This window comes from Hathewaya massiliensis (genome assembly GCF_902143515.1).
Taxonomy (GTDB): Bacteria; Bacillota; Clostridia; order Clostridiales; family Clostridiaceae; genus Hathewaya; species Hathewaya massiliensis.
In genome coordinates, this window is record NZ_CABFVD010000005.1 from 79,595 (window position 1) to 104,275 (window position 24,681).

Annotated in this window: 23 protein-coding genes and 1 other annotated feature; of the genes, 17 read left to right on the forward strand and 6 right to left on the reverse strand. The window is 29.2% G+C overall.

The window, feature by feature from the left end; genetic code table 11:
* Positions 1 to 62 precede the first annotated feature (62 nt).
* The 4 genes from FNZ64_RS10195 to FNZ64_RS10210 all read left to right on the forward strand — a co-directional run bounded on the left by FNZ64_RS10195 (position 63) and on the right by FNZ64_RS10210 (position 7,675).
* A complete protein-coding gene (locus tag FNZ64_RS10195; protein WP_142414708.1) occupies positions 63 to 1,862 on the forward strand; it encodes a thioredoxin domain-containing protein in 1,800 nt (599 codons plus the stop codon).
* Between the two features lie 474 nt (positions 1,863 to 2,336).
* Positions 2,337 to 4,424: a beta-galactosidase gene (locus FNZ64_RS10200; RefSeq protein ID WP_142414709.1), complete on the forward strand. Its 2,088-nt coding sequence runs from the start codon at positions 2,337 to 2,339 to the stop codon at positions 4,422 to 4,424.
* 264 nt (positions 4,425 to 4,688) lie between these two features.
* Positions 4,689 to 4,912 (forward strand) — a binding site (T-box leader).
* Positions 4,913 to 5,064: 152 nt separating this feature from the next.
* Complete coding sequence (gene argS / locus FNZ64_RS10205) at positions 5,065 to 6,756, forward strand: arginine--tRNA ligase (protein WP_142414710.1); 1,692 nt, start codon at positions 5,065 to 5,067, stop codon at positions 6,754 to 6,756.
* 121 nt (positions 6,757 to 6,877) lie between these two features.
* Positions 6,878 to 7,675 (forward strand): ribonuclease H-like domain-containing protein, encoded by a 798-nt coding sequence (locus FNZ64_RS10210; RefSeq protein ID WP_142414711.1) that lies wholly within the window; start codon positions 6,878 to 6,880, stop codon positions 7,673 to 7,675.
* A 65-nt stretch (positions 7,676 to 7,740) separates the two neighbouring features.
* Here the strand turns inward: FNZ64_RS10210 and FNZ64_RS10215 are convergent, their stop codons facing one another.
* The 3 genes from FNZ64_RS10215 to FNZ64_RS10225 are packed head-to-tail and all read right to left on the reverse strand — an operon-like array spanning position 7,741 to position 9,935.
* Entirely contained in the window at positions 7,741 to 7,920 is a 180-nt protein-coding gene (locus tag FNZ64_RS10215; protein ID WP_142414712.1) for a hypothetical protein, read from the reverse strand.
* 25 nt (positions 7,921 to 7,945) lie between these two features.
* The gene (feoB, locus tag FNZ64_RS10220; protein ID WP_142414713.1) at positions 7,946 to 9,709 is read right to left on the reverse strand and encodes a ferrous iron transport protein B; all 1,764 of its coding nucleotides are present in this window, start codon (positions 9,707 to 9,709) and stop codon (positions 7,946 to 7,948) included.
* Between the two features lies 1 nt (position 9,710).
* Complete coding sequence (locus tag FNZ64_RS10225; RefSeq protein ID WP_142414714.1) at positions 9,711 to 9,935, reverse strand: FeoA family protein; 225 nt, start codon at positions 9,933 to 9,935, stop codon at positions 9,711 to 9,713.
* Between the two features lie 150 nt (positions 9,936 to 10,085).
* Here FNZ64_RS10225 and FNZ64_RS10230 point away from each other — a divergent pair, with 150 nt between their 5' ends.
* The 12 genes from FNZ64_RS10230 (at position 10,086) to FNZ64_RS10285 (ending at position 20,823) form a co-directional block, all read left to right on the forward strand.
* On the forward strand, positions 10,086 to 10,733 hold the full coding sequence (locus FNZ64_RS10230; protein ID WP_142414715.1) for a ribonuclease H-like domain-containing protein: 648 nt from the start codon (positions 10,086 to 10,088) through the stop codon (positions 10,731 to 10,733).
* A 521-nt stretch (positions 10,734 to 11,254) separates the two neighbouring features.
* Positions 11,255 to 11,659, forward strand: a complete 405-nt coding sequence (locus FNZ64_RS10235) for a type II secretion system protein (protein ID WP_142414890.1) — start codon at positions 11,255 to 11,257, stop codon at positions 11,657 to 11,659.
* A 185-nt stretch (positions 11,660 to 11,844) separates the two neighbouring features.
* The gene (locus tag FNZ64_RS10240) at positions 11,845 to 12,600 is read left to right on the forward strand and encodes a prepilin peptidase (protein WP_142414891.1); all 756 of its coding nucleotides are present in this window, start codon (positions 11,845 to 11,847) and stop codon (positions 12,598 to 12,600) included.
* Between the two features lie 18 nt (positions 12,601 to 12,618).
* Positions 12,619 to 13,380 (forward strand): ZIP family metal transporter, encoded by a 762-nt coding sequence (locus FNZ64_RS10245; protein WP_142414716.1) that lies wholly within the window; start codon positions 12,619 to 12,621, stop codon positions 13,378 to 13,380.
* 342 nt (positions 13,381 to 13,722) lie between these two features.
* On the forward strand, positions 13,723 to 14,313 hold the full coding sequence (locus FNZ64_RS10250) for a hypothetical protein (RefSeq protein WP_142414717.1): 591 nt from the start codon (positions 13,723 to 13,725) through the stop codon (positions 14,311 to 14,313).
* Between the two features lie 237 nt (positions 14,314 to 14,550).
* Positions 14,551 to 14,895, forward strand: coding sequence for a hypothetical protein (locus FNZ64_RS10255; protein WP_142414718.1), 345 nt, complete (start codon positions 14,551 to 14,553; stop codon positions 14,893 to 14,895).
* A 284-nt stretch (positions 14,896 to 15,179) separates the two neighbouring features.
* Positions 15,180 to 15,794: a DNA-3-methyladenine glycosylase gene (locus tag FNZ64_RS10260; RefSeq protein ID WP_142414719.1), complete on the forward strand. Its 615-nt coding sequence runs from the start codon at positions 15,180 to 15,182 to the stop codon at positions 15,792 to 15,794.
* A 30-nt stretch (positions 15,795 to 15,824) separates the two neighbouring features.
* Positions 15,825 to 16,709, forward strand: a complete 885-nt coding sequence (locus FNZ64_RS10265) for an MBL fold metallo-hydrolase (RefSeq protein WP_341472633.1) — start codon at positions 15,825 to 15,827, stop codon at positions 16,707 to 16,709.
* Between the two features lie 16 nt (positions 16,710 to 16,725).
* Positions 16,726 to 17,412, forward strand: a complete 687-nt coding sequence (locus FNZ64_RS10270; RefSeq protein WP_142414721.1) for a response regulator transcription factor — start codon at positions 16,726 to 16,728, stop codon at positions 17,410 to 17,412.
* Positions 17,409 to 18,848, forward strand: a complete 1,440-nt coding sequence (locus tag FNZ64_RS10275) for a sensor histidine kinase (protein WP_142414722.1) — start codon at positions 17,409 to 17,411, stop codon at positions 18,846 to 18,848. The genes FNZ64_RS10270 and FNZ64_RS10275 overlap by 4 nt, the downstream gene beginning before the upstream one ends.
* A gap of 94 nt (positions 18,849 to 18,942) precedes the next feature.
* Positions 18,943 to 19,554 (forward strand): GerMN domain-containing protein, encoded by a 612-nt coding sequence (locus FNZ64_RS10280; protein ID WP_142414723.1) that lies wholly within the window; start codon positions 18,943 to 18,945, stop codon positions 19,552 to 19,554.
* A 267-nt stretch (positions 19,555 to 19,821) separates the two neighbouring features.
* Positions 19,822 to 20,823 (forward strand): ADP-ribosylglycohydrolase family protein, encoded by a 1,002-nt coding sequence (locus FNZ64_RS10285; protein WP_243129250.1) that lies wholly within the window; start codon positions 19,822 to 19,824, stop codon positions 20,821 to 20,823.
* A gap of 87 nt (positions 20,824 to 20,910) precedes the next feature.
* Here FNZ64_RS10285 and FNZ64_RS10290 read toward each other — a convergent pair whose 3' ends face one another.
* Positions 20,911 to 22,146 carry a D-alanyl-D-alanine carboxypeptidase family protein gene (locus tag FNZ64_RS10290; protein ID WP_142414724.1) on the reverse strand — a complete coding sequence of 412 codons (1,236 nt, stop codon included), beginning with the start codon at positions 22,144 to 22,146 and terminating at the stop codon, positions 20,911 to 20,913.
* A gap of 386 nt (positions 22,147 to 22,532) precedes the next feature.
* Here FNZ64_RS10290 and FNZ64_RS10295 point away from each other — a divergent pair, with 386 nt between their 5' ends.
* Positions 22,533 to 22,748 (forward strand): hypothetical protein, encoded by a 216-nt coding sequence (locus tag FNZ64_RS10295; RefSeq protein WP_142414725.1) that lies wholly within the window; start codon positions 22,533 to 22,535, stop codon positions 22,746 to 22,748.
* Positions 22,749 to 22,824: 76 nt separating this feature from the next.
* Here FNZ64_RS10295 and FNZ64_RS10300 read toward each other — a convergent pair whose 3' ends face one another.
* Positions 22,825 to 23,190 (reverse strand): hypothetical protein, encoded by a 366-nt coding sequence (locus FNZ64_RS10300; RefSeq protein ID WP_142414726.1) that lies wholly within the window; start codon positions 23,188 to 23,190, stop codon positions 22,825 to 22,827.
* A 12-nt stretch (positions 23,191 to 23,202) separates the two neighbouring features.
* Entirely contained in the window at positions 23,203 to 24,681 is a 1,479-nt protein-coding gene (locus FNZ64_RS10305) for a nicotinate phosphoribosyltransferase (protein WP_142414727.1), read from the reverse strand.

The following is a 24,681-nucleotide window of genomic DNA, read 5'->3' on the forward strand; positions in this document are numbered from 1 at the left end:
ATGGATAGTAAGCATTAAATAGTGATAAACTATAGAAAACACAATATATATGGAGGCTTAATATGTTAGAGTTTAAGGAAAGAAAACCTAATAAATTAATAAATGAAAGTAGTCCCTACTTATTGCAACATGCTTATAATCCTGTAAATTGGTATCCTTGGGGAGAAGAGGCCTTTGAAAAAGCAATAAATGAAGATAAGCCAATATTCCTAAGCATTGGCTATAGTGCTTGCCATTGGTGCCACGTTATGGAAGAAGAATCCTTTGAAGATGAAAATATTGCTAATATTTTAAATAAGTATTTTGTTAGTATAAAAGTAGATAGAGAAGAGAGGCCAGACGTAGATCATGTATATATGACAGCTTGTCAGGCACTTACAGGCAGTGGTGGATGGCCACTTAACTTATTTTTAACTCCTAAAAAAGAACCTTTTTATGCAGGTACTTATTTTCAAAAAGAAAAGAGGTACAATATGCCTACCTTTGAGGAGATTTTATATTCTATTATTCACTCTTGGAACGAAGAACGAAGCTTAGTAGAAAGGTCTAGTAAGGATATAGTTAAGGCTCTTTTAAATTCTGAAGAAATTCAAAAAGGAGCAGGGGTAAATGAGGAAACTATAGAAAAGGCATATGGTTATCTTAAAAGGGCTCATGATAAAAATTACGGTGGTTTTGCAAGGGCACCTAAGTTTCCTCTACCTCAAAATTTAAGATTTTTACTTAAGTATTTTAGGGTAAAAGGTGAGGAAGATGCCTTATATATGGTTGAAAATACCTTAGAAAATATGTATAAGGGAGGAATTTACGATCATATTGGCTTTGGGTTTTCTAGATATTCCACAGATAAAAAATGGCTTGCTCCTCACTTTGAAAAAATGCTTTATGACAATGGTCTATTAGCCTATGTTTATTTTGAAGCCTTTGAACTTACGGGAAAAGAACTATATAAAAAGGTTGGAGAGGAAATAATAGACTATTTAGTAAGGGATATGAGGAATTCTAAGGGTGGATTTTATTCTGCAGAGGATGCAGACTCTGAAGGGGAAGAGGGCAAGTACTATACCTTTACTAAGGAAGAAGTATTAGAGGTTTTAGGAAAAGATCTAGGTGAAACATACTGTAGTTTATACGATATTACAGAAGAGGGAAACTTTGCAGAGAAAAACATACCTAACTTAATACAAAAGGAATTGCAACTTCTTAATATTTATAAGGATGATTTAAAACAGTGTAGAGAAAAATTATTAAGTTATAGGAAAAATAGATTTAAATTATTTAAAGATAAAAAAGTTCTTACATCATGGAATTCTATGGTAGTTTCTGCCTTAGCTTATGGAGGGAGAATATTAAATAGGGAAGAGTATATAAACTATGCAAAGGAAACTTTAAGATTTATTGAAGAGAATTTAGTTCGTGAAGATGGACGAATTTTAGCAAGCTTTAAGGGAGATAAGAATGTAAATGCACTTCTAGGGTATTTAGATGATTATGCATATTTTATAGCTGCTTTAATAGAAATTTATAAAAGTACAGGAGAAGAGGAGTTTTTAAATAAGGCTATTAAATATACAGAGCATATGGAGGAGCTTTTTGGGGCCTCTGAAGTTAATGCTTATTATTTTTATGGTAGAGATGGAGAAAAGCTCATTTTAAGACCAATAGAAACTTATGATGGTGCTACTCCGTGTGGAAATGCCATAGCTACTAATAACATGTTGCAATTATATAAAGCTACTAAAGATGAAAAATATATAAAACATGTAGAGGCTTTTTTTAATAGCCTTGGAAATATGATTAAAGATAATCCTGCAGCACATTTTCAAAGTCTAAGCAACTATTTGGAATTAATTAATCTTTAAAGATATAATAATATTTAAGACTTAATGACTATAATCTAATATTTTTATCTTATTTAAAGTAAAAGAAAACAGTGGTTAAGTATTTAAATAAAGGGTTCTAAGTTTTAGTGTAAGTAAAAATTTAAAGCTTAGAACTCTACTTATTTAGTCTCATTCGCGGGTTTAACTTAGACGTTTTTGTATTATTATAACTATTATATAAAAAAGCTTACAAGTAAGAAAAGTATCTGATATAATATATAATGAGTAAATTTAAATTTTTAATTTATATTTTATAAGAAAAGGTTTTCTATAATAAAATTTTATAGATTTTAATATTCCAATCCTCATGAAAGTGGAAGATTGGGTGAGTAAATCCTTTGATAAGGATTTCTAAGCTTTAGTGGGAATAAAACTCATTTTAAAGCTTAGAACTTTGTTTATATTTATATTTAAGATAGAGTATATTAATATATGGTTTATGGAGGGATACACATGAAAAATTATGGACCAATAAGTAAAAAAGTTAACCGTATCTTACATGGTGCTGATTATAATCCAGAACAATGGATAGAGGTTCCAGGGATTTGGGATGAAGATGTAAGGCTTATGAAACTTGCCCACTGTAATGTTGTGGCTGTTGGAATATTTTCTTGGACAGCCTTAGAACCAGAAGAGGGTAGGTTTGAATTTGAGTGGCTAGATGAGATTATGGATAGAATGCATAAAAATAATATACATGTAATCTTAGCAACTCCAAGTGGAGCTAGACCAGCTTGGATGTCAGCTAAATATCCAGAAGTATTAAGAGTTCAAGATACAAGGATAAGAAATCTTCAAGGTGGAAGACATAATCATTGTTACAGTTCCCCAGTTTATCGTGAAAAAACAAGGATAATGAATAGGAAACTTGCAGAAAGATATAAGGATAATCCTGCTTTAATTATGTGGCATGTATCTAATGAATATGGCGTATCTAAAGAGTTTGGCGGAGATTGTCATTGTGAATATTGCCAAGAAGCTTTTAGAAATTGGCTAAAGGAAAAATATAAGGGGGATATAAATAAATTAAATGAACAATGGTGGACAAAATTCTGGAGCCATACATATACTGATTGGTCGCAAATTGAGTCTCCAGCACCACATGGAGAATGTTATTTACATGGGCAAAATCTTGACTGGAAGAGGTTCACATCACACCAAGTTATAGATTTTTATAAAAATGAAATTCAACCTTTAAGAGAGGTAACACCAGACATTCCTGTGACTACAAATTTTGATGAATATGTAAACTTAAATGAAGGTATAGATTATTGGAAGTTTGCCCCACATGTTGACGTAGTGTCTTGGGATAACTATCCTTATTGGCATGGAGAGAGACCAGAACCACTTGAAGCTAGTAGAAGAGCATTTATACATGATTTAAATAGATCTTTAAAAGGTGGAAGACCATTTATTTTAATGGAAAGTTCACCCAGTGCTACAAACTGGCAATCCGTAGCTAAATTAAGACGCCCAGGAATGCATGTATTATCTTCAATTCAAGCTATAGCTCATGGATCTGATACTGTACAGTACTTCCAGTGGAGAAAGAGTAGAGGTTCTTCAGAAAAATTTCATGGTGCAGTAGTAGATCATTGTGGACATGAAAATACAAGAGTATTTAGAGATGTTACAGAGGTAGGAGAAATACTATCTAAACTTTCACCTGTAATTGGAACCTCTGTAGAGCCTGAAGTTGCTGTTATATATGATTGGGAAAACTTCTGGGCTATAGACGATGCACAGGGGCCTAGGGTAGAGAAAAAAGATTACTTTGAAACTTGCCAAAAACATTATAAGGCATTTTGGGATATGGGTGTTCCAGTAGATGTAGTAAATATGGATGTGGATTTTTCAAAATATAAGCTTCTTGTAGCACCAATGTTATATATGGTAAGAGAAGGAGTAGGAGAGAGAATAGAGGAGTTTGTTAAAAATGGAGGAACCTTTGTTACAACTTACTGGAGTGGTATTGTAAATGAAAATGACTTATGCTTCCTTGAAGGTTTCCCAGGACCGCTTAGAAAAGTTACTGGAATATGGTCAGAAGAGCTTGATGCACTTTATGATGAGGATGTAAATTATGTGAAATTTGCAGGTGGAAGTTCTCTTTCAATGCAAAATCAATATGAAGCTAGAATATTCTGTGACCTAATCCATGCTGAGACTGCAAAGGTTCTTGCAACATATGAAGAAGATTTTTATGCAGGAAGACCAGCACTTACAGTAAACAATTTTGGAGAAGGCAAAGCTTATTATATAGCTTTTAGAAATAATGATGAATTCTTATGTGATTTTTATCACAGTATTGTAAAAGATATAGATATAAAGAGGGTAATAGATAGTGAACTTCCTTATGGAGTTACAGCCCAAACTCGTTATGATGAAGAAAATCAGTTTATATTTATATCAAACTTTACTACAGATAAAAAGACCGTAGATATTATAGACATGAAGCTTAAGGATATGGTAACTGAAGAAGTTATTGAAGATAAAGTTGAATTAAAATCATATGAGGTTAGAATATTTAAAAAGTTATAAGCACATATTATACAATATAGAGTTATAATGCTGAGTTAGGGATATTCTCATACGTGATTACGTAACCGCCATATGGGCAAAAATCTCTGACAAAGTATTTAATAAAAAATTAATGATTAACATAAGGCTGTGTTAGAGGAAGATGCCCATATGGAAGTCACTTCATTACTTATTCGATACCTTAAGAATTTCTTTATAAAAATTTATTATACTGTTGACAAAATTTAAATTGTAATATTATAATAGTTACTAATAGAATAAAGAGTAAATTCTATGAAGAGGAGAGTACCTTTTTTAAAAGTTTAAAGCGAGCAGAGTAGAGTGGGAGTCTGTAAACTTAAGATTTGGGAATAGAGCCTTGGAGAAACTGCCTGAAATAGTTTAACTTAAGTAAGGTATGTCGCATAAGCGTTAAATTTTTAAGTGGAATAGTATATTTTAGTTATACTATTCAATTAGAGTGGTACCGCGATTAACTCGTCTCTATATTTTAGAGATGAGTTTTTTTATTTTTTTAAATAAGGTTCTATGTATTATAAAAAAATAAATGTTTATATTATAAAAAAATAAATGTTTTTTATGAAGTAGTAAACCTACTTTCATAGCAGTTTTAAAATTACATTAATAATGGAGGGATATTATGAATTATAAAAATATAATTGCAGAAAAAATTAGTAATCTTGTAGAATTAAATATAGATACTATAGAAAAGTTAATAGAGATTCCACCACAATCAGAAATGGGAGATTATGCTTTTCCTTGTTTTCAATTAGCTAAAACTTTAAGAAAAGCGCCACCTTTAATTGCAGCAGAACTAAAGGAAAAACTAGAAATAGAAGTTATGGATAAGATTGAAGCTGTTGGACCATACTTAAATTTCTTTGTAAATAAAGGGGTTTTTGCTAAAGATGTTTTAGAAAAAATAGAAAATGAAAAGGAAACCTATGGTTCATGTAAAATTGGAGAGGGTAAAAATGTAATAGTAGAATTTTCTTCTCCAAACATTGCAAAGCCATTCCATGTTGGACACTTATTTAGTACATCAGTAGGAAATTCTCTTTATAATATTTTAAGTTTTCAAGGCTATAATTGCATTAGAATAAACCATTTAGGCGACTGGGGAACTCAATTTGGTAAATTGATTTCAGCCTATGAAAGATGGGTAGATGAAGAAGCACTAGAAAAGGAACCAATCGCAGAACTTTTAAGAATTTATGTTAAATTCCATGATGCTGCAGAAGAGGATCCAAGTCTTGAAGATGAAGCTAGAATGCACTTTAAAAAGCTTGAAGATGGAAACGAATATGAAGTGAAATTATGGAAAAGATTTAAGGATTTAAGTTTAAAAGAGTTCTCTAAGGTTTATGAATTATTAGGTGTGGAATTTGATTCTTACGCAGGTGAGAGTTTCTATAGTGATAAGATGCCAGCTATAACAGAATATATAGAAAAACAAGGTATTCTTACAGATAGCAACGGAGCTAAAGTGGTTATGCTAGACCAGTACAATATGCCACCTTGTATAATTAAAAAATCTGATGGTGCCACTATTTATGCAACACGTGACTTAGCAGCTGCTAAATATAGAAAAGACACCTATGATTTCCATAAAAATATATATGTAGTTGGAAAAGATCAAAGTCTTCATTTTAAACAAATATTTACTACTTTAAAATTAGCAGGTTTTGATTGGGCAGATGATTGTATTCATGTACCTTTTGGTCTTGTAAGATTTGCAGATAAAAAGCTTTCTACAAGAAAAGGTGATGTAATACTTCTAGAAGATTTACTAAGAGAAGCTGTAGATAAGACTATGGAAGTTATAGATAAGAAAAATCCAGAACTTCAAGATAAAGAGCAAGTTGCTAAAAGTGTTGGAATTGGAGCAGTAGTATTTACCTATTTAAAGAATTCTAGAGAAAAAGACATAGTATTTAACTGGGGTGAAATGTTAAGCTTTGATGGAGAAACTGCACCATATGTTCAATACACCTATGCTCGTGGAAAGAGTATATTAAGAAAAGTAGGGGACATTGAAGGAGAAGCAGATTTTAATTTACTACAAAGTAAGGAAGAATTTGAATTAGTAAAAGAATTAGCTAATTTCTCTAAGGCTATAAATTATGCAGCTGAAAAGCTAGAGCCAAGTGTAATTTCAAGATATGTTCTAGATGTGGCTCAGTTATTTAATAAATTTTATAACAGCCATAACATTGCAAATACGGAAGATGAAAAGCTTAAAAACGCAAGAATTAAATTGGTTAAATGTACATGTGCTGTTATAGAAAATGCTCTAAAGATATTAGGTATATCAGTAGTGGAGAAAATGTAGTAACAAGAGGAAAAAACCGTTAATCTTAGATGATTAACGGTTTTTAAAAGAAATGTGTACTCATGAAAAAAAAATTAGTGTATAATATACTATTGAGACCTAATTAGTTTGGAGGAACGTAATGTATATTAAAGATTGTAAAACTGAATTAATAGTACCTGATGAGGTTTATGATAGGTACGAGCTAAAAAATGTAGCTTTTTTTGATATTGAAACTACAGGATTTAATAAAGTCGCAGATGTTATAATGTTGGTTTCCTTAGGGTATTACTTAAATAGGAAGGAATTTTATATAAAACAGTACTATGCAGAGTATATAGAAGATGAAGAAAGTATAATGATAGAAGTAAAGAAGGATCTAGCAGGATTTAATTCTTGGTGTTCATATAACGGTATAGCTTTTGATGAACCCTATATCAAAAAGAAAATGGAAATGTATAAGATTCCTTTTAATGAACCAGAGAATCATATAGATTTATATAGACTAATAAAACCTTATTATACTCAATTTGGACTTCACAGATGTAATCTTAAGACTATTGAAAAATACCTAGGAATAGAAAGACGGGATCAAATTGATGGGGGGCTTAGTGCTCAATTATATAAGCAGTATTTATATACAAACAACGATGAAATAAGAGATGTTATTATGCTACATAACTATGAAGACGTATTAAATCTACCTATTTTATTTAAATTATTGCATAAGATTGATACAGACCCTAAAATTATAAAGCAACCTACAATTACTAAAAATCAACTTAAATACATAAGGGTATTGTCACAAAAGAACAATATTGAATTAAAATCTGATCTTAGCAATATTTCAAAAAAGGCTGCAGCTAGAGCTATTGATACCATACTTAAAGGAAATCATAATGGAGAAGAAATAGACTTTATAATAAAAGATACTTATTAATAAAAAAACTTGCAAAGTAAAATTTGCAAGTTTTTTTATACTGTATTTTATAATCTTAATTAAATTTAATCTTCTTTTTTAGAAATTGTTTTTATAACAGAGTCCTCTTTTGAAGGGCAACCATTACAGCTATTGCAACCACCAGGACAACTGTTACAACCTTCACCTTTAAGTTGTTTTTTTACTTGTTTTGCTAAAATATAAAGTGAGAGGATTAAAATCCCTCCGATTATTATATATTCCATTAATATCTCCTCTTTTATATTATATTTAAATAAGAATACTAAATAAATTAAATACTATAAATGAAACAACCCAAGCTAAAATAAGTTGATATACTACAGAGAATATAGCCATTTTTGAACCGTATTCTTTTTTCATAGTAGCTATTACAGACACACAAGGTGTATATAATAGCACAAACACTAGAAAACTTAAGGCTGAAGCTGAGCTAAAAAAGTTAGGTAAAACTTCTTTTAAGTTACCAGCATAAATAATTTCCATAGTACTAACAACTACTTCCTTAGCCATAAGACCAGTTAAAAGTGATACGGAATTTTGCCATTTTCCAAAACCTAGAGGAATAAAAATCGGGTTTATAAATTTACCAATAGATGCTAAGAAGCTATTGTTCATATCTGTCATTCCGCTAGTATTGAAGTTGGATAAAAACCAAACTAAAACTGAAATAGAGAATATTAGGGTTCCAGCTTTTTTTATAAATCCTTTTCCCTTATCCCAAGTGTGCAAAAATAGATTTCTTGGTTCTGGTAATTTATAATCAGGTAGTTCTATAATAAAAGGTTCTTCATCTTTTTTAAATATAGTATTCTTAAAAAGTATACCTATTAAAAAGGAAAGCAGAATTCCTAAAAGATAAAGAGAAAATACTACTAAGGTAGCATGCTTAGGAAAGAAAACTGAAGTAAACAAAGCATATACAGGAAGTCTTGCATTACAAGACATAAGTGGCACTAATAGTGCAGTAAGCTTTCTGTCCTTCTCGCTTTCTAAGGTTCTAGCTGACATAATGCCAGGCACAGAGCATCCAAAACCTACAATCATAGGAATAAAAGCCTTACCTGAAAGTCCCATTTTTCTCATTAATTTATCCATAATAAGAGCAGCTCTTGCCATGTAACCACTATCTTCTAAGATGGAAATACCTAAGAATAAAGTTAGAATTATAGGAATAAAAACCAAAATAGATCCTACACCTTGAACTATTCCATCTACTACAAGTGAAGATAAGAAGCTACTAAAAGGGTCTAGCTTACTATGCATAAACGGAATGAGAAGCTCATTTAATCCTTGGTCTAATAGATCTGACAAGGGTTGTCCAACCCAATTAAAAGTAAACATGAAGATTAAAAACATTACTAAAAAGAAAACTGGAAAAGCTAAAAATTTATTTAGTACTATTTTATCAATTTTTTCACTTAAATTAGTTTTATTATGTTCTTTTAAAGTTACACATGAATCTAAAAGCCCTTCAATATATTTATATGTTTCTTTTTCGCTAGGGAAGCTTTTAAGGTTCATAGAAGCTATATCCATATAAGATTTATTTTCTATAATATTTATTAACTTTTCTACCCCTTTATGTTTAGAGGCTATAATAGGTACTACAGTTATGCCTAAGGTCTTTTCTAAATTTTCATAGTTTATATAAATACCTTTATTTTCTGCTGCGTCAATCATATTTAGTATTAGTATGATTGGCTTATTAAATTGCTTAAGTTCAGTAGTTAAATAAAGATTTCTCTCTAGATTTGAACTATCAACAATATTTAAAATAAGGTCTACACTTTCATCTTGAAGAAATTCTTTTGAGATTATTTCTTCATTAGAATAAGTATCCATAGCATAGATACCAGGCAAGTCCACAATTTTAATATCTTTAGTTAATTGTCCTTCTTTTTTCTCTACAGTAACTCCAGCCCAGTTTCCTACATACTGTTTAGAGCCTGTTAAATAATTAAACAAAGTTGTTTTTCCTACGTTAGGATTACCAACTAAGGCTGTAATAGTCATTTTAAACCTCCCTTATAAATATGTTTTTAGCATCATTTTTCCTAAGTGCAATATTAAAACCCCTCATATTAATAACTAGGGGATCACCTAAAGGAGCCTTTGCGCATAGACAAATTTCAGTACCTTCAATACAGCCTAAAGCTTGAAGTCTTTTCATTAATTTCTCGTTTCCTTGAATATGGGAGATTAAGGCTTTTTGCCCTAAATTTAAGTCGCAAATGCACATACTTGTCACCTCGTAATGAAAGTTATTATCATATTTTAATAAAGAAATTTTAACATTTTTTTATATGAAAGTCAAACTGTTGTTGATTTAATTAAAGCAATTAATTATAGTATATACTAGGAAGTAATAGGATTAGAAAAGAGTGGTAAAATGATATGTAGAACCAAAAGGATCAAAATTGAAAATATAAAAGTAGAGCAAGTTTTAGAATTTGAAGGTAAGACCAATATTTATGAAAAAGCCGTATTTTTAGATTTAGAACATTATGTGTATAAACATCCAATTTGTATTGGAGTTTTTGGTGCTTGTATTTATGATAAGAAGAAAAAATCTTTAATTTTTACCCAATATATGATAGAAAATAATGAGGATGCAAGCAAAATTATATATAAGGTTTGTAAATATTTAAAGCATGCAAAAGGCAAATTGAAAAAACAATATTTGGTTACCTTTTCTGGAAACAATGATTGCACAGTAATAGACTATTTATTTAAAGAAAAAAATATAGCATTAGATGTAAGAAAATATTTTAAAGAGATTGATCTTCAAAAAAATTATGAAAAGACAAAAAAAGAGGGCATAGGACTTAAAAATTTAGAAAAAATTTTTAATATTGAAAGGAAAGGTGAAAATATTAGCGGCATGAATCTTGCGAAAACCATTAGTAAAATAATTACAAGTGAAGAGTATTTTCATAACATGCCTAAAGAAAAAATAGAAAAAATTTTAATTTATAATGAACAAGATGTAGTGAACTTATTTTATATTTTAACAAGGTGGAATAAATATATCTTTTAAGATGTTGATTTTTTCTTCAAGGTAGTATATTTTGTGAAAGTGAGTGGACATTTATTATAAATACTTTCTGTTCATTTTATTAGCACCCTTTTTATTATAAGTTTTGTCTAGAAACTTATAATAAAAAGGGTGCTTCTATTATGCAATTTTTTTCTGTATAATTTTCAGTGAAAATTAGAATGAACATATTTTTTAATAAGTATTCATAAAACGTTACAAATTATTGGGGGAATTTTAAAAAATAAGATAGTGAAAAATTTTACAATATTTTTGGAATGGACAACTATAAAGATGGTTATACTAAAGAGGATATGATAAAGAGTTAATTAGGATTGAAGAGATAAAAAAGTTGATGAAGAAGCTGAAGAGATCGTAGAATAATTAACTACACTTATAGAGACTATAATGATTTTAATAATAGGGGTCTATAGTGGTAGTTATTATCTTGGTTGTGATACTACCGATTGTTAGCATTATGCAAAATATACAATAATACATAAATCTAAAGGAGGATTTTTTAAATGTCAAACTCAAAAAAATTTAGGAACAAGAAAAAAGGCTTTACACTTATTGAGCTTATAGTAGTTATATCTATAATAGGAATACTTGCGGTTATATTGCTACCCAAATTTGGGGGATTTACTGATAAAGCAAGAAAAAAATCAGTTATGTCAGAAGCGAAAACTGTATATACAGCAATGGAAACTTATTATGCAGAAAATGGAAGGTATCCAACAAACGTTAATAGTTTAGAAAATATAGATAAATTAAAAACTACAAAAGTTTGCGATAAAAATAAAACAGATGTTCAAACAATAAAAATTATTGATTCTGAAAATACTCTATTCACTTATGCAAAGGATGGGTTTATGGCAACATGCACTAAAGATGGCGAAATTAAAGTGGAAGGAGTGGGTGATAAATAGACTTAAAACAATATAATCCCTGTGAATTATTCTCATAGGGATTATATAAGTTATAAATAATGGCTTACATATTATTTATAACTTAATTTAAAATATGACGGTAACATATTAATACTAAAAGGAGGTATTATGAATTATTATATATAATTTAATTAAGTTTAGTTGTAGGAGGGTTTATTTTGGAGATTAATTTTATTTTTGGAATCACTTTATTTATATTAGGCTGTGTAATAGGTAGTTTTTTAAATGTATGTATTTATAGAATACCAAAGGGGGAGTCAGTAGTATATCCACCTTCTCATTGTACTAATTGCAATACTAAGATAAAGTGGTATGACTTAGTTCCTATATTAAGCTGGGGTATGCTAAAGGGGAAATGTAGAGGGTGCAAGGAGAAGATATCCATAAGATATCCTCTAGTTGAATTTTTTACAGGGTTAACCTTTCTTTTAGTGTTTTTAAAATATGGTTTTAGTTTAGATACTTTAAAGTTTATAATTTTATCTGTGTTTTTAATTTTAATTGGACTTATAGATTATGATACTACAGATGTATACACTTTTACTACTTGGAGTGGTATAATTATAGGTGGAATTTTTGTAGTAATAAGTTATTTTTATCTGGGACAAGCTTCTACCTATATCTATGGAGCTTTATTAGGTGGAGGAGTTATAACAGTAATTATACTTTTAACAGGTGGAATGGGATGGGGAGATGCTGAAATATGTGCTCTTTCTGGTGTGTTTTTAGGGTTTTCTAATACTATATTTATGCTATTTTCATCTTTTGTTTTTGGAGGAATTATTGGTGGAGTTTTAATCTTAACAGGTAAAAAGGGAAGAAAGGAAGTAGTTCCTTTTGGACCATTTATAGCTTTAGCTACAATATTTACAATTTTATATGGAACTAATATATTAAATTGGTATATTAGTCTGTTTTAAAGAGAAAGGATGAGAGATATGAACACTGTACTATATGGAGCCTTAGGGAGTTTAGTTGCTGGACTTGCTACTGGACTTGGAGCCATACCAATTCTTTTTACCAAGAAAGTATCTCATAAATCACTAGATGGATTACTTGGGTTTGCTGCAGGAGTTATGCTTGCTGCAACTTGCTTTAGTTTAATTGTACCAGCCCTAGAAGCTTCAGGGGGAGGATTAAAAGGGGCTTTAGTAGTTGCTATTGGAATATTATTCGGAGGAATTTTTTTAGATATTATAGACAAATATGCACCTCATGAGCATCTTTTATTAAATAAAAGGGAAGGGGCATCTTCTTCTTTAGCTAAGGTGTGGTTATTTATAATTGCTATAACCATACATAACTTTCCTGAAGGTTTAGCTGTAGGGGTAGGTTTTGGATCAGGTAATTTTAAGGATGGTATGAGCTTAGCTATAGGCATTGGACTTCAAAACATGCCAGAGGGTCTTGCTGTTGCCCTAGCCCTTATTAGGGAAGATTATAGCCCTAAAAAAGCATTTTTAATTGCTCTTTTAACTGGTCTTGTAGAGCCAGTAGGAGGTCTTATGGGAGCAGGACTTATAACTATTGCACAACCATTACTTCCATTTATATTAGCTTTTGCAGCAGGGGCTATGTTGTTTGTAATTAGCGATGAAATTATACCAGAAACTCATGAACATGGTTTTGAAAGAATAGCTACTTATGGATTACTTATAGGTTTTGTTATTATGATGATAATGGATGTAACTTTAGGTTAATAAACGTTTAAATATAAAACAAAATTTAATAACATAACTTAAAATAGATAGGAGTATTCCTATCTATTTTAAGTTATAGCTGTGTTAGATAAAAAATTTGCTCATATGCAATTACGTAACCATCATATGGACAAAAATATTTAACAAAGCCTAATTTATAAATAAATATATAAGAAGCTATAAATAAAAGAAAAATTAAGAGAAATAGAGATTAATCAATTAAGTTAGTAATTAACATTATGTTATATGCAGTTTATCAATTATGTTATTTTTGTATAAATGCAAAAAATAGTATAAAATAATATCATAGTATAAATTACTATGGGAAGGAAACTAATTATAATGGGCAAAAATGTTGATTATTTACAAAAAATATATGAGAGAAATCCTATTACTGGAAATTACATAATAGAAGTGGCTTTAGATAAGTACACAGATGTATTTAATGACTGGGACTATGCTTCCTATAAAAAAAGAGACATGGATCCAGAGCTTGCATATTTTCTAGAAGATTGTGCCGATGATATTCCTGGAAAATATGGACTAGATATATGTTTTTATATTCCAAAGGAAATAAAAGATAAAAGGCGAGAAGAGGTTATAGTGGTAGGTATAAAAACTTATTATTCCTTTTACCTTCATTCCGAATTAAAGGTGCTTAGAGCTACATATAAAAGGATATTTCTATATATCTTAACTTCATTTCTAATTTTACTTACAAAAATGTTCTTAGTTTCAGTGTCTAAACCTACAGTACTTTTTAATACAATTTCAGAGAGTATGAACATAGGAGGATGGGTTTTCCTCTGGGAAGCATTATCCCTTGTATTTATCAATAGAAGCGATTCTATTGAAAATACGGAAAAGTATAAACGCTTCGTTAATTCAAATATATATTTTAAATATAATGAGGATAAGCAAGATATTAAGTAATTATTTATTTTAAGTATATATTTAAAAAATTTTTACTTTATGAATTTTATTTCCTTTGGCGGTAATACTATAATTAGACATAAAGAGAGTTCTTAGCTTTAGAGGAAATCTTTATGCCTCTAAAGCTTAGAAATCCTTATCCAGGGACGTAGCCGCTCTTTTATTTGAAATTTAAGAAGATGGGATTATTACAGCGGGTAGTTATAGGGTTAAATTCTGCTAAAGGAAGTGTTTATTATGTTTACTAGAAATCCTATTAAGTTTATGTTTGAATGGGAAGTTTTAAAGAATAAGGGGAAGAAAAACTTTGTTTTTAAACGGGGAGTTCTTATAAACGAAGTGATATTTTCTATTATATACTTAACATGTATTATATTTTTTAAATCAAAAATTTTTAAAAAAGTTTCATTTAAAAATTTTATATTCATATATGCACTTGGCACAGGGGTTATTTGCTTTTTAAGCTACATATGCTTTTCTAGTGTTTGGAAGTACAATAGTAAAAGGTTTTTAAAACTAAAATTAAAAAATATATCAGAAAGAAATAACAGAATAAGCATTATAGAAAAAGTAAAGGAGTAACTTAAAATATAGGTTACTCCTTTATAAATTAAAATTGTGATTTTTCAATTACAATTTTAATTTCTATGGTTTTAACAAAATTTAAAACTGGATTTTCTAAGTTTTTTAAAGTCCATGGCAGTAAGTTTTCTAAAATAAGTAATACTTTTATAATAACTACTAGGATAAAATAGAATTTAGGGTGTAAACTGTTAAGAAAAGTTGTTTAAGTTTATAATAAATTATATAATAAATTTAAGATTTAGTAATTTATCAATTATTAATTTAAGAAATTAGGTGGTCTTATGAAAAAACTTCAGATAGATTTCTATAAAAAAGATAGTATAACTCTTAGTAAGGAACTATTAGGAAAGTATTTAGTTCATAATACGGAGCAAGGGGAACTTATAGGTAAAATTGTAGAAGTAGAAGCCTATAAGGGTGTTATGGATAAGGCAGCACATTCTTATGAAGGAAAAAGGACTAAAAGGACAGAGGTTATGTTTAGAGAAGGTGGCATTGCCTATGTATATTTAATATATGGAATGTATAATTGTTTAAATATAGTAGCATCTTTAGAAGGTGTGCCTGAAGCAGTTCTTATAAGAGCTTTAGAGCCTATTTCAAATATAGAATTTATGTGCAAAAATAGATATAATAAATCTAAGGAACAGTGTAGTAAGAAAGACATTATAAATTTAACTAGTGGACCTGGAAAGATATGTAAGGCATTTAATATAACAAAGGAACACAATGGGATGGATCTTACAGGAGATAAACTGTACTTATTAGAAGATGAAAATCAAGAAGAGTTTAAAATAGTTGAAACCACTAGAATTGGTATAGATTATGCAGAAGAGGCTAGATTTTACCCTTGGAGATTCTATATAAAGGATAATCCTTATATTTCTAAAAAGTAAATTTACATAAGGAAGAGGGAATTTATAAATATGATTAAGGTTAATGGAAATACAAACCTAATATTAGGAGGAACTAATATAGGTGTTTACACTTTTAAAAGCAAACAATGCATTTTATTTGATACTGGAATAAATAATACTTCGGCTAGGAAAGTAGATAATATGCTAAAATCCTCAGGATTAAAACCTAGATATATAATAAATACTCACCATCATAGTGATCATACAGGAGGAAATAAGTATTTTTATGAGAATTACCCTGGAATTGAGATATATTCTTCTCCTATATGCAAAGTATATGTGGAAAATGAGTTTTTAGAACCTGCCATATTATACGGAGGTAACCCTATAAAAGAACTTTGTAATAAGGGAGGGTGTTCTAAAATTCATGAGGTTTTAGAAGAGGGCTTTATTAAAGTAAATGACGAAAAGTTTCAAGTTTTAAATTTAAGTGGTCATGCTGAGAGCCAAATAGGAATAATAACACCTGATAGGGTATGTTTTGTAGGGGATAGCATATTTAGCAATGAAGTTTTAGATAAATATTCTTTTCCATTCTTATATAACGTAGAAGATACAATAAATTCTTTAAAGAAGCTAAGTGAGGTAGATTGTGATTATTTTATCATAAGTCATAGCAAGGATATTATAAATAAAGAAGAATTTATGTCTTTAATAGAAAAGAATATAAAAAATATTGGATTTTATGAAAATCAGATTTTAGAAATTTTGGTACAACCACTTACAAAGGAAGATTTGATGCAAAATATTATAATATTAAATGAACTTTCTTTAAATATTAAGCAATACTTTTTAGATTTAAGCTCTTTATCAGGATTCTTAACTTATTTAAAGGATAAGAACTTAATTAATTACTCCTTAGAAGATGGCAAAGTGTATTATTATGTTACATAGAAGGGAAAGTGATAATATGGATATTTTAATTGCGGAAGATGAACAGGACATAAGAGAGCTATTAGAGCTCCATTTAATTAAGGAAGGATACAATGTTCATTTAGCTTCTAATGGTGAAGAAGCTTTAGATATATTTAAAAAACATGAAATAGATTTAGCTTTACTTGATATAATGATGCCTAAAATAGATGGACTAAAGGTCTTAAAACATATTAGAGAGAAGAGTGAGATTCCAGTTATATTTATAACTGCAAGGGATGAAGAGTCAGATAAAATTTTAGGCTTGGGATTAGGGGCTGATGATTATGTAATAAAACCTTTTAGTCCTATAGAGATTATAGCTAGGGTACAAGCACATCTTAGGAGATACTATAAGTACTCTAATAAGGTTCAAAAAAGTGAAATAAAAGTTGGTCAGTTAAAGATAGATAAAGAAAGCTGCATAGTGTATAAGAATGAAAAAGAAGTAATATTAAATGCAAAGGAATTTAAGATTTTAGAAATACTAATGGAGAATGTAGGCAAAGTATATACTAAAAAACAGCTTTATGAAATAGTTTGGGAAGAGCCTTATTATGGGGACTCAAATACAATAATGGTTCATATAAGTCATATAAGAGAAAAAATAGAGGATAACCCTAAAAGCCCTATATATCTAAAAACTATTAGGGGTATAGGTTATAAGTTGGAGAAGGTAGAATGAAATTAAGAGCTAAAGTCGTAAACACCCTTTTTAACAGTAAGAAAATGTCCAATCAACTAATGATAAATTATATTTTATTTTTAATAGTTTTTATCCTAATGCTGTTTTTATCCTTGACTATAGTATTTAGTTATTATATTTTACGATATGATACAGAATTTAAAAATAAAATCTTAGCACAGGATATAATAAAAGAAGATTATAGAAAAATAAAAGGGAGAGAAATCACTAAAAATGGAGGCTTTATAGAGGTAATAGATAATTCTATGAAGGTAATAAAATCAGAGGGAAGTAACAAAAAAGGGGGATATAAATATTCATACTCAGAACTTCAATCCCTTTTAAGCAATGCAAATAAGGATAATAAATATTTTTATTCCTATGAGATAAGTAAAAATAAGGATTTTACTTTATTAATAGCACTTCCCAAAAACTTTAGCTACAATGTATTAACAAGTACATATGTAATAAATAGAGATAGCACTGATGGAAAAATAACAAAGGTTAAAAAAAGCATTTATGCTATAATAATTACTGTATTTTTAATTTCAACTATAATCTTATATTCAAAATTAACTTCTAGAACCTTTGTAAAACCTTTAGAGCTTTTATTAATAGGGGTAAATAAGGTTAAGAATGGAGATTATTCTGCAAGGGTTAAATTGGAGTCTAGAAATGAAATTGGAGATTTAGCAGAGGCTTTTAACCTTATGACGGTTAAGATTCAAGAAGAAGTGGACCTAAGGGAGAAGTCCGAAGCTAATAGAAAAAGGATGGTTCTAGATATATCCCATGACTTAAAAAATCCCTTAACTAGTATTTTAGGTTATTCTGAATATTTATTGAAACATGAAAATATAGATGAGCTTGAAGAAGAACGATTACTTAAAATTATAAATAATAATACCAAAAGAGCTAATGATTTAATAGATGATTTATTTCAATTTTCACAGGTTGAAGATGATGCTTATATGTTAAATTGTGAAAGAGGAGATATATGTGAATTTTTAAGGGAAATTATAGCAGATAACATACCTATGATGGAGGAAAAAGGTATTAATTATGAATTTTACATTGAAGAGAAGTCTATATTTATAGACTTTGATAAAAAGAAGCTGTATAGGGCTATAAATAATATTATGTTAAACGCTATTAAATATAATGAAAAGGGTGTTAATATTAAGGTAAGTTTAGAGGAGTTAAAGAAAAAGATTAAGATTGTAATAGAAGATAATGGCATAGGAATTCCAAGAGAATTTCATGAAAATATATTTGAACCCTTTGTAAGGGTTGACAGTGCTAGAAATTCTAAGACAGGTGGAACAGGTCTAGGTCTTGCTATAACAAAAAAAATTATAGAAAAACATAAGGGAGAGGTTTTTTTAGATCATAAGATAAGTGGATGTAAATTTGTTATATATTTAAGAAAATTATAGTTTTCATTTGACAAGTTACTATAATTATCCTAATATTAATTTAAAGACTCTAGTTTAATGTAATTGAATTTTTAATTCAAGGGAGGAGCATTTTATGAAAAAGTTTTTTAGAAGTTTAAGTGTATTTTTAATTATAGGAATCATGGGCTTTTCATTAGGTGCCTGTGCAAATAAGGAACAAGGAAAAGAGAATAAAACTGCAGTAAATAAAGAGGTTGCTTCAGATAAAAAAGAGGAGACTAAAGATCAACCTACATCAGAAAATGAAAATAAGGAAGATAAGACTAAAAGTGAAGAGAAGAAAACTGTAAAACTTTATTTTGCTGATGAAAATGTAATGTATTTAGTTGAAGAAGAAAGAGAAATAGCAGATTTTTCAGCTAATACCGTAGTACAAGAACTTTTAAAAGGGCCAAGCACTAAAGGGTTCAATAGAACCTTAGATGAAAATATTAAAGTTAAATCTGTAGAGGTTAAGGATGAAATTGCCTATGTGGACTTTGATGAAAATGTAAAGGGCAAAATAGCTGGTAGTACAGGAGAAACCATGGCATTATATTCTATATCAAACTCTTTAATATTAAATAAAGATCTAGGAGTAAAAGCTGTGGAATTTAGAGTAGAGGGAAAAAAAGTTGAGAGTTTAGGTGGGCATATTATATTAGATAAACCTGTAAAAGAAAACCTAGAGCTTATTAAAAAATAAACTAGAATCCATAGGAAAAATGGGAAAGAATAAAAAAGTACCCTATAGAGTAGAGAATTTAAAAAAGACTATTCTGTAGGGCACTTTTATTTAAGTCCATTAATAAATATTTTTTCAATATATTCTTTAAGTTTAAGGTTTTCCTAATTAGAGGTAAAGTTCTTTAAAATATTTTTTAAAAAAATTATAAAACATATTGTCAATATTTGTTTTTAGGTTTATAATTCATTATTGATAATACTATTAAAAAATAAATGGAGGAAGATAGTGGAAAAAGCTTTAAGCATTTTTAAGAAGAAAAAAAATATAGGTTTAGGAAAAATAAGAATATCAAAGAATCAAGTAATGGGTGGTTTTTTTGGCTTTTGTGTTGGAGATGCACTAGGTGTTCCAGTTGAATTTTTAACAAGGGAAGAATTACAGGAAAATTTAGTTTTCAGTATGAAAGGATATGGAACCTATAATCAACCTCCAGGTACTTGGTCAGATGATAGTTCACTTACATTTTGTCTTGCTGAAAGTCTATGTAATGGATTAAATTATAAAGATATTGCAAGAAGATTATATAGGTGGAGATATGAAGGGTATTATACTCCCTATGGGGTAGCTTTTGGAGTGGGTAAAACTACTGCCAATGCTATTGAGAATATAGGCAAGGGGAAAAATCCAGTGGAATGTGGCGGAAGTGAAGAAGGGGACAATGGTAATGGATCTTTAATGAGAGTTCTTCCACTTGCATATTTTCTAGTAAACACAAAGGATGAAGAAAAATTTAATATAATTCATAAAGTATCTTCTCTAACTCATGGACATCCTAGAAGTAAAATTGCTTGTAGTATTTATGTACAACTGGCAATAGAACTTTTAAGGGGAGAGAGTATAAGGGAAGCTTATCTTAGAACTCAAGACAAAATTAATGAGTATTATAAAGATGAAGAATACGAAGAAGAACTCCAAAATTTCAAGAGGATTTTAAAAGAGGATATTAGCCTTTATAAAAAGGGAGAAATTCAATCTACAGGGTATGTGATTCATACTTTAGAAGCTAGTATATGGAGTCTTTTAAATAGTATATCTTATCAAGAAACCGTATTAAAAGCTGTGAACTTAGGTGAGGATACGGATACCACAGCTGCAGTTGCTGGTGGACTTGCAGGGATTTTTTATGGTATAGATAGTATTCCTAAAATTTGGGTTCAAAAAATTGTGAAAAAGGAAGAGATTATGACTTTAATAAATAGATTTAGTAAAGCAATAGCAAAAAGATGACTGAAATTTAAAGGGATTAAAAATTTAATCCATATTTAAAAAGTACCTACATCAATTTTATATGATATAGGTACTTTTATTTTTTTATTAATAAAAATTTCTTCTACTTCTAAGTTTGTTTACTAATAAAATAATTCCTGTAATTAATAGTATTAGTAATATAACTACTCCTGCATATATTAATATGTTTTCTTTTATTATTTGGGTTTTAGAAACCTTTGAATACAAAGTATAATCTTTTTTGTAATCCCTTTGAGTTATAGTTAGTTTACCAATAGAAGTATCTGAATTAAGCTTCCATGCATTTAGAGTATTTAATTTGAATTGCTTATCTGGTTTTATCTCAGTGTTATAATACATAACATCTTCTTTAACTTCTACTGGAACTTCTAAAGTTTTCTTAGGCCCTACAAAAGGCAATACCTTATAAGGAACTTTTAATGTAGTTACAGTAGAGTTTTTAGAGGCTAAAGTTTCTTTTTTTGCAGCATAAGACCAATTAATAAGTTTTTTCATATCTTCAAATACTGCATTATCTTTTGGGTAGTCATAAGGTGTATTCATAACAACACCTACAATGTGTCTTCCATTTCTTTCGAAAATACTAACTAAACATCTACCAGCTTTAGCAGTATAACCAGTTTTACCACCAATGCATCCATCAATTCCTATAAGCTTGTTCCTATTTTTAACTATGCCTGTAGGTCCATTATTAAATTTAACTTCACTTTCCTTTTTAGCCATGGTTTCCTTAACCCAAGGATTTTTATAGCTAGCAGTAGCAAGTTTAGTTAAATCATAAGCTGTAGTGTAGTGGTCCTTAGTATTATCATCTAAGCCATTAGGCGTAATAAAATGAGAGCTTGTCATCTTAAGAGACTTTGCTTTATCATTCATAAGTTTTGAGAAATCTTCTTTAGTTTTGGATACATTTTCTGCTATCATATAAGCTATATCATTACCAGAAAAAAGAAGTAAAGAATCCATAGTATCCTCAGCACTCATAGTATCACCAACTTTAACAGGATGAACATTTAATCTATAAGAATACGGAGGCTGATTAAAAGCAGTTGTAGTATACTTTAATTCATCACCCTTTTGTTTGTTTTCAGCTAGGACTAGGGCAGTAAGCATTTTTGTAATAGATGCTGGGTAAACTTTCTGATCAATATTTTTAGTATATATAATTTCATTGGTATCTAAATCTACAGCTATGGCAGATTTAGCTTGTAAGTCTGGGCCTTTTGTTTCAGCAAATACTGGTGAAGCATTAGTAAAGCACAGTCCAATTGCCAAAATTAAGGCGGAAATCTTCTTCTTCAATTTGCATCTCTCCATTTATGTAAAATATATTGGTTATTTAAACATAAATAGTATACCATTATAAAGTCAAGATAACAAGTTTCATATAAGATTTTAATATTATAATTAAGTATAGTTATTCACATAAAATTTATAATATTTTAATACAAAAAAACTCTAAATAATGATATAATGTAAAGCAAATTATGAAAATTTTCATAATTATATTTCTATTACTGCGTATATAATAAACAAGCCTATTTAAGGTACAAATATATAAAGTTATATTAATTCATATTTTAAAATTAAGAAGGTAATTATTTTTCAAAAATATGTTTATTTTAAAAACTTAATATTATATAATGAGTTTAGCAAAATAAACATATTTGGAAAGATGAGGTGGGAATATGTCCAAATGTCCATTTTTATCTAGTAATGTAGAAAATGTTAGTTGCTTTAAAGAATGTTGTTTTTATAAAGAACCTGTAATTGATAAATGCCCTTTTAAACAAATAGAACCAATTAAGAAATTTATATTTAAAGGTATTGATGAGAATTATGATTTGTACAATGATGAAAACTCCTTACTAAATATGATCTACGAAAATAAAAATATAATATAGAAAACATATAGTATATAAAAATATAATATATAAAATGTAAAAGGGACTCTAATTTTGAAGTCCCTTTTAAACTTTCTTATAGTTTTTTTATACATCCATTGCAGTTATTGCAATTGGTACAATGATCTTTTGATTTAGTACAATTAGTACAGAAGGATTGAGAGCCTTCTGCGTTTAAAGCTTTTACCATAAAAGAATCCTCTCTATAGACTATTGTTATTTCTTTTAAGAAATCTGTAAGTTCCATAGTATAGAGCAAAGGTAAGTCTTCTATACAATCTTCTATATCTTCTGATTTTGGAGTATCTAAAACTAAAGCCACTTTATCTTTGCAACAATTTCCTCTCTCTAATCTAAGATGAGTATATTCATTGTTAAGCTCTAATAAGTTTAAGAGTCTTTTATAAGCTTCTTCTGAAATTTTTATTTTAATTTTATTCATAACTGGAATCCTTTATTCAAATATATTTGAGTACTTATGAAGAAGCCCCTGTTTAAGCTCCCATAATTCTTGTGATAGATCCACATAGTAAGTATGAGGATTTTCAAATCTTAATACTTCTGGCCAAAGCCTAGAGACTTGTTTTTCTGCAAAATATTTTATTTCCATTACAGATGGGCTTTTATAAACAGGTTTCCCATTATGAAAAATTTTAACCATTAATTCTTTTGCATAAAAGTTTGTAAGCCTTTTCTTTTTCCAAGTAAATACTGGATCAAATATTGTAAGAGGCTTACTATCATCTATGACTTCATGATTTAATGTTATTAAATCTGCTAAGGCTTTGTTAGATTTTTTATCAAAAAGTCTATATACTTTCTTGAATCCTGGGTTGGTTATTTTCTCCTCATTCTCGCTAATTTTTATCCTTGGAGAAATTGTACCATCAGGATCTTCTACAGCAGCTAATTTATAAACACCACCAAATACAGGTTCTGACTTAGCTGTTATTAGTCTCTCACCAACACCGAAACTATCTATTTTTGCTCCATTTTCCAAAACACCTCTTATTATATATTCATCAAGAGAGTTTGAAATAGTTATTTTTGCATCAGGGTAACCTGCTTCATCTAAAATCTTTCTTACCTTTTTTGTAAGATAAGTAATATCACCACTATCTATTCTAATGCCTTTTGGTCTTTTTCCCATAGGTTTTAAAACTTCATCAAAAACTTTTATAGCATTAGGAATACCTGATTTTAATACATTATAGGTATCAACTAAGAGTAGACAATCATCAGGGTAAGCTAAGGCCCATGCTTTAAAAGCCTCATATTCAGTTTCAAACAGTTGAATCCAACTATGAGCCATGGTTCCTATGGCAGGTATATCAAACATTTCTTCTGCTATTGTACAAGCTGTAGCGTTACATCCACCAATAGCAGCAGCCCTAGCACCAAATATAGCACCATCGTATCCTTGAGCTCTTCTAGAGCCAAATTCCATAACTGGTCTTCCCTTGGATGCTCTACATATTCTATTTGCTTTGGTTGCAATTAAAGTTTGATGATTTATTGTAAGTAGAATCATAGTTTCTACAAATTGAGCCTGCATTATAGGTCCTTTTACTGTAACTAAAGGTTCTCCTGGGAAAACGGGATTTCCCTCAGGTACAGCCCATACATCACATTGAAATTCAAAATTTCTTAAGTATTGAAGAAACTCTTCGGAAAATAATTTCTTTGATCTTAAATATTCTATGTCTGCATCTGTAAAAGAAAGTTCTGATAGGTATTGAATTAATTGATCAACGCCAGCCATTACACAATAGCCACCACCGTCCGGAACTCTTCTAAAAAACATATCAAAATAAGCGATTTTATTTCCTACATTACTAGACAGATAACCATTTGCCATAGTTAGTTCGTAAAAATCTACTAACATAGTAAGATTTCTTTCACATCTATCTGTATTTTTATTGTTATATTCCAT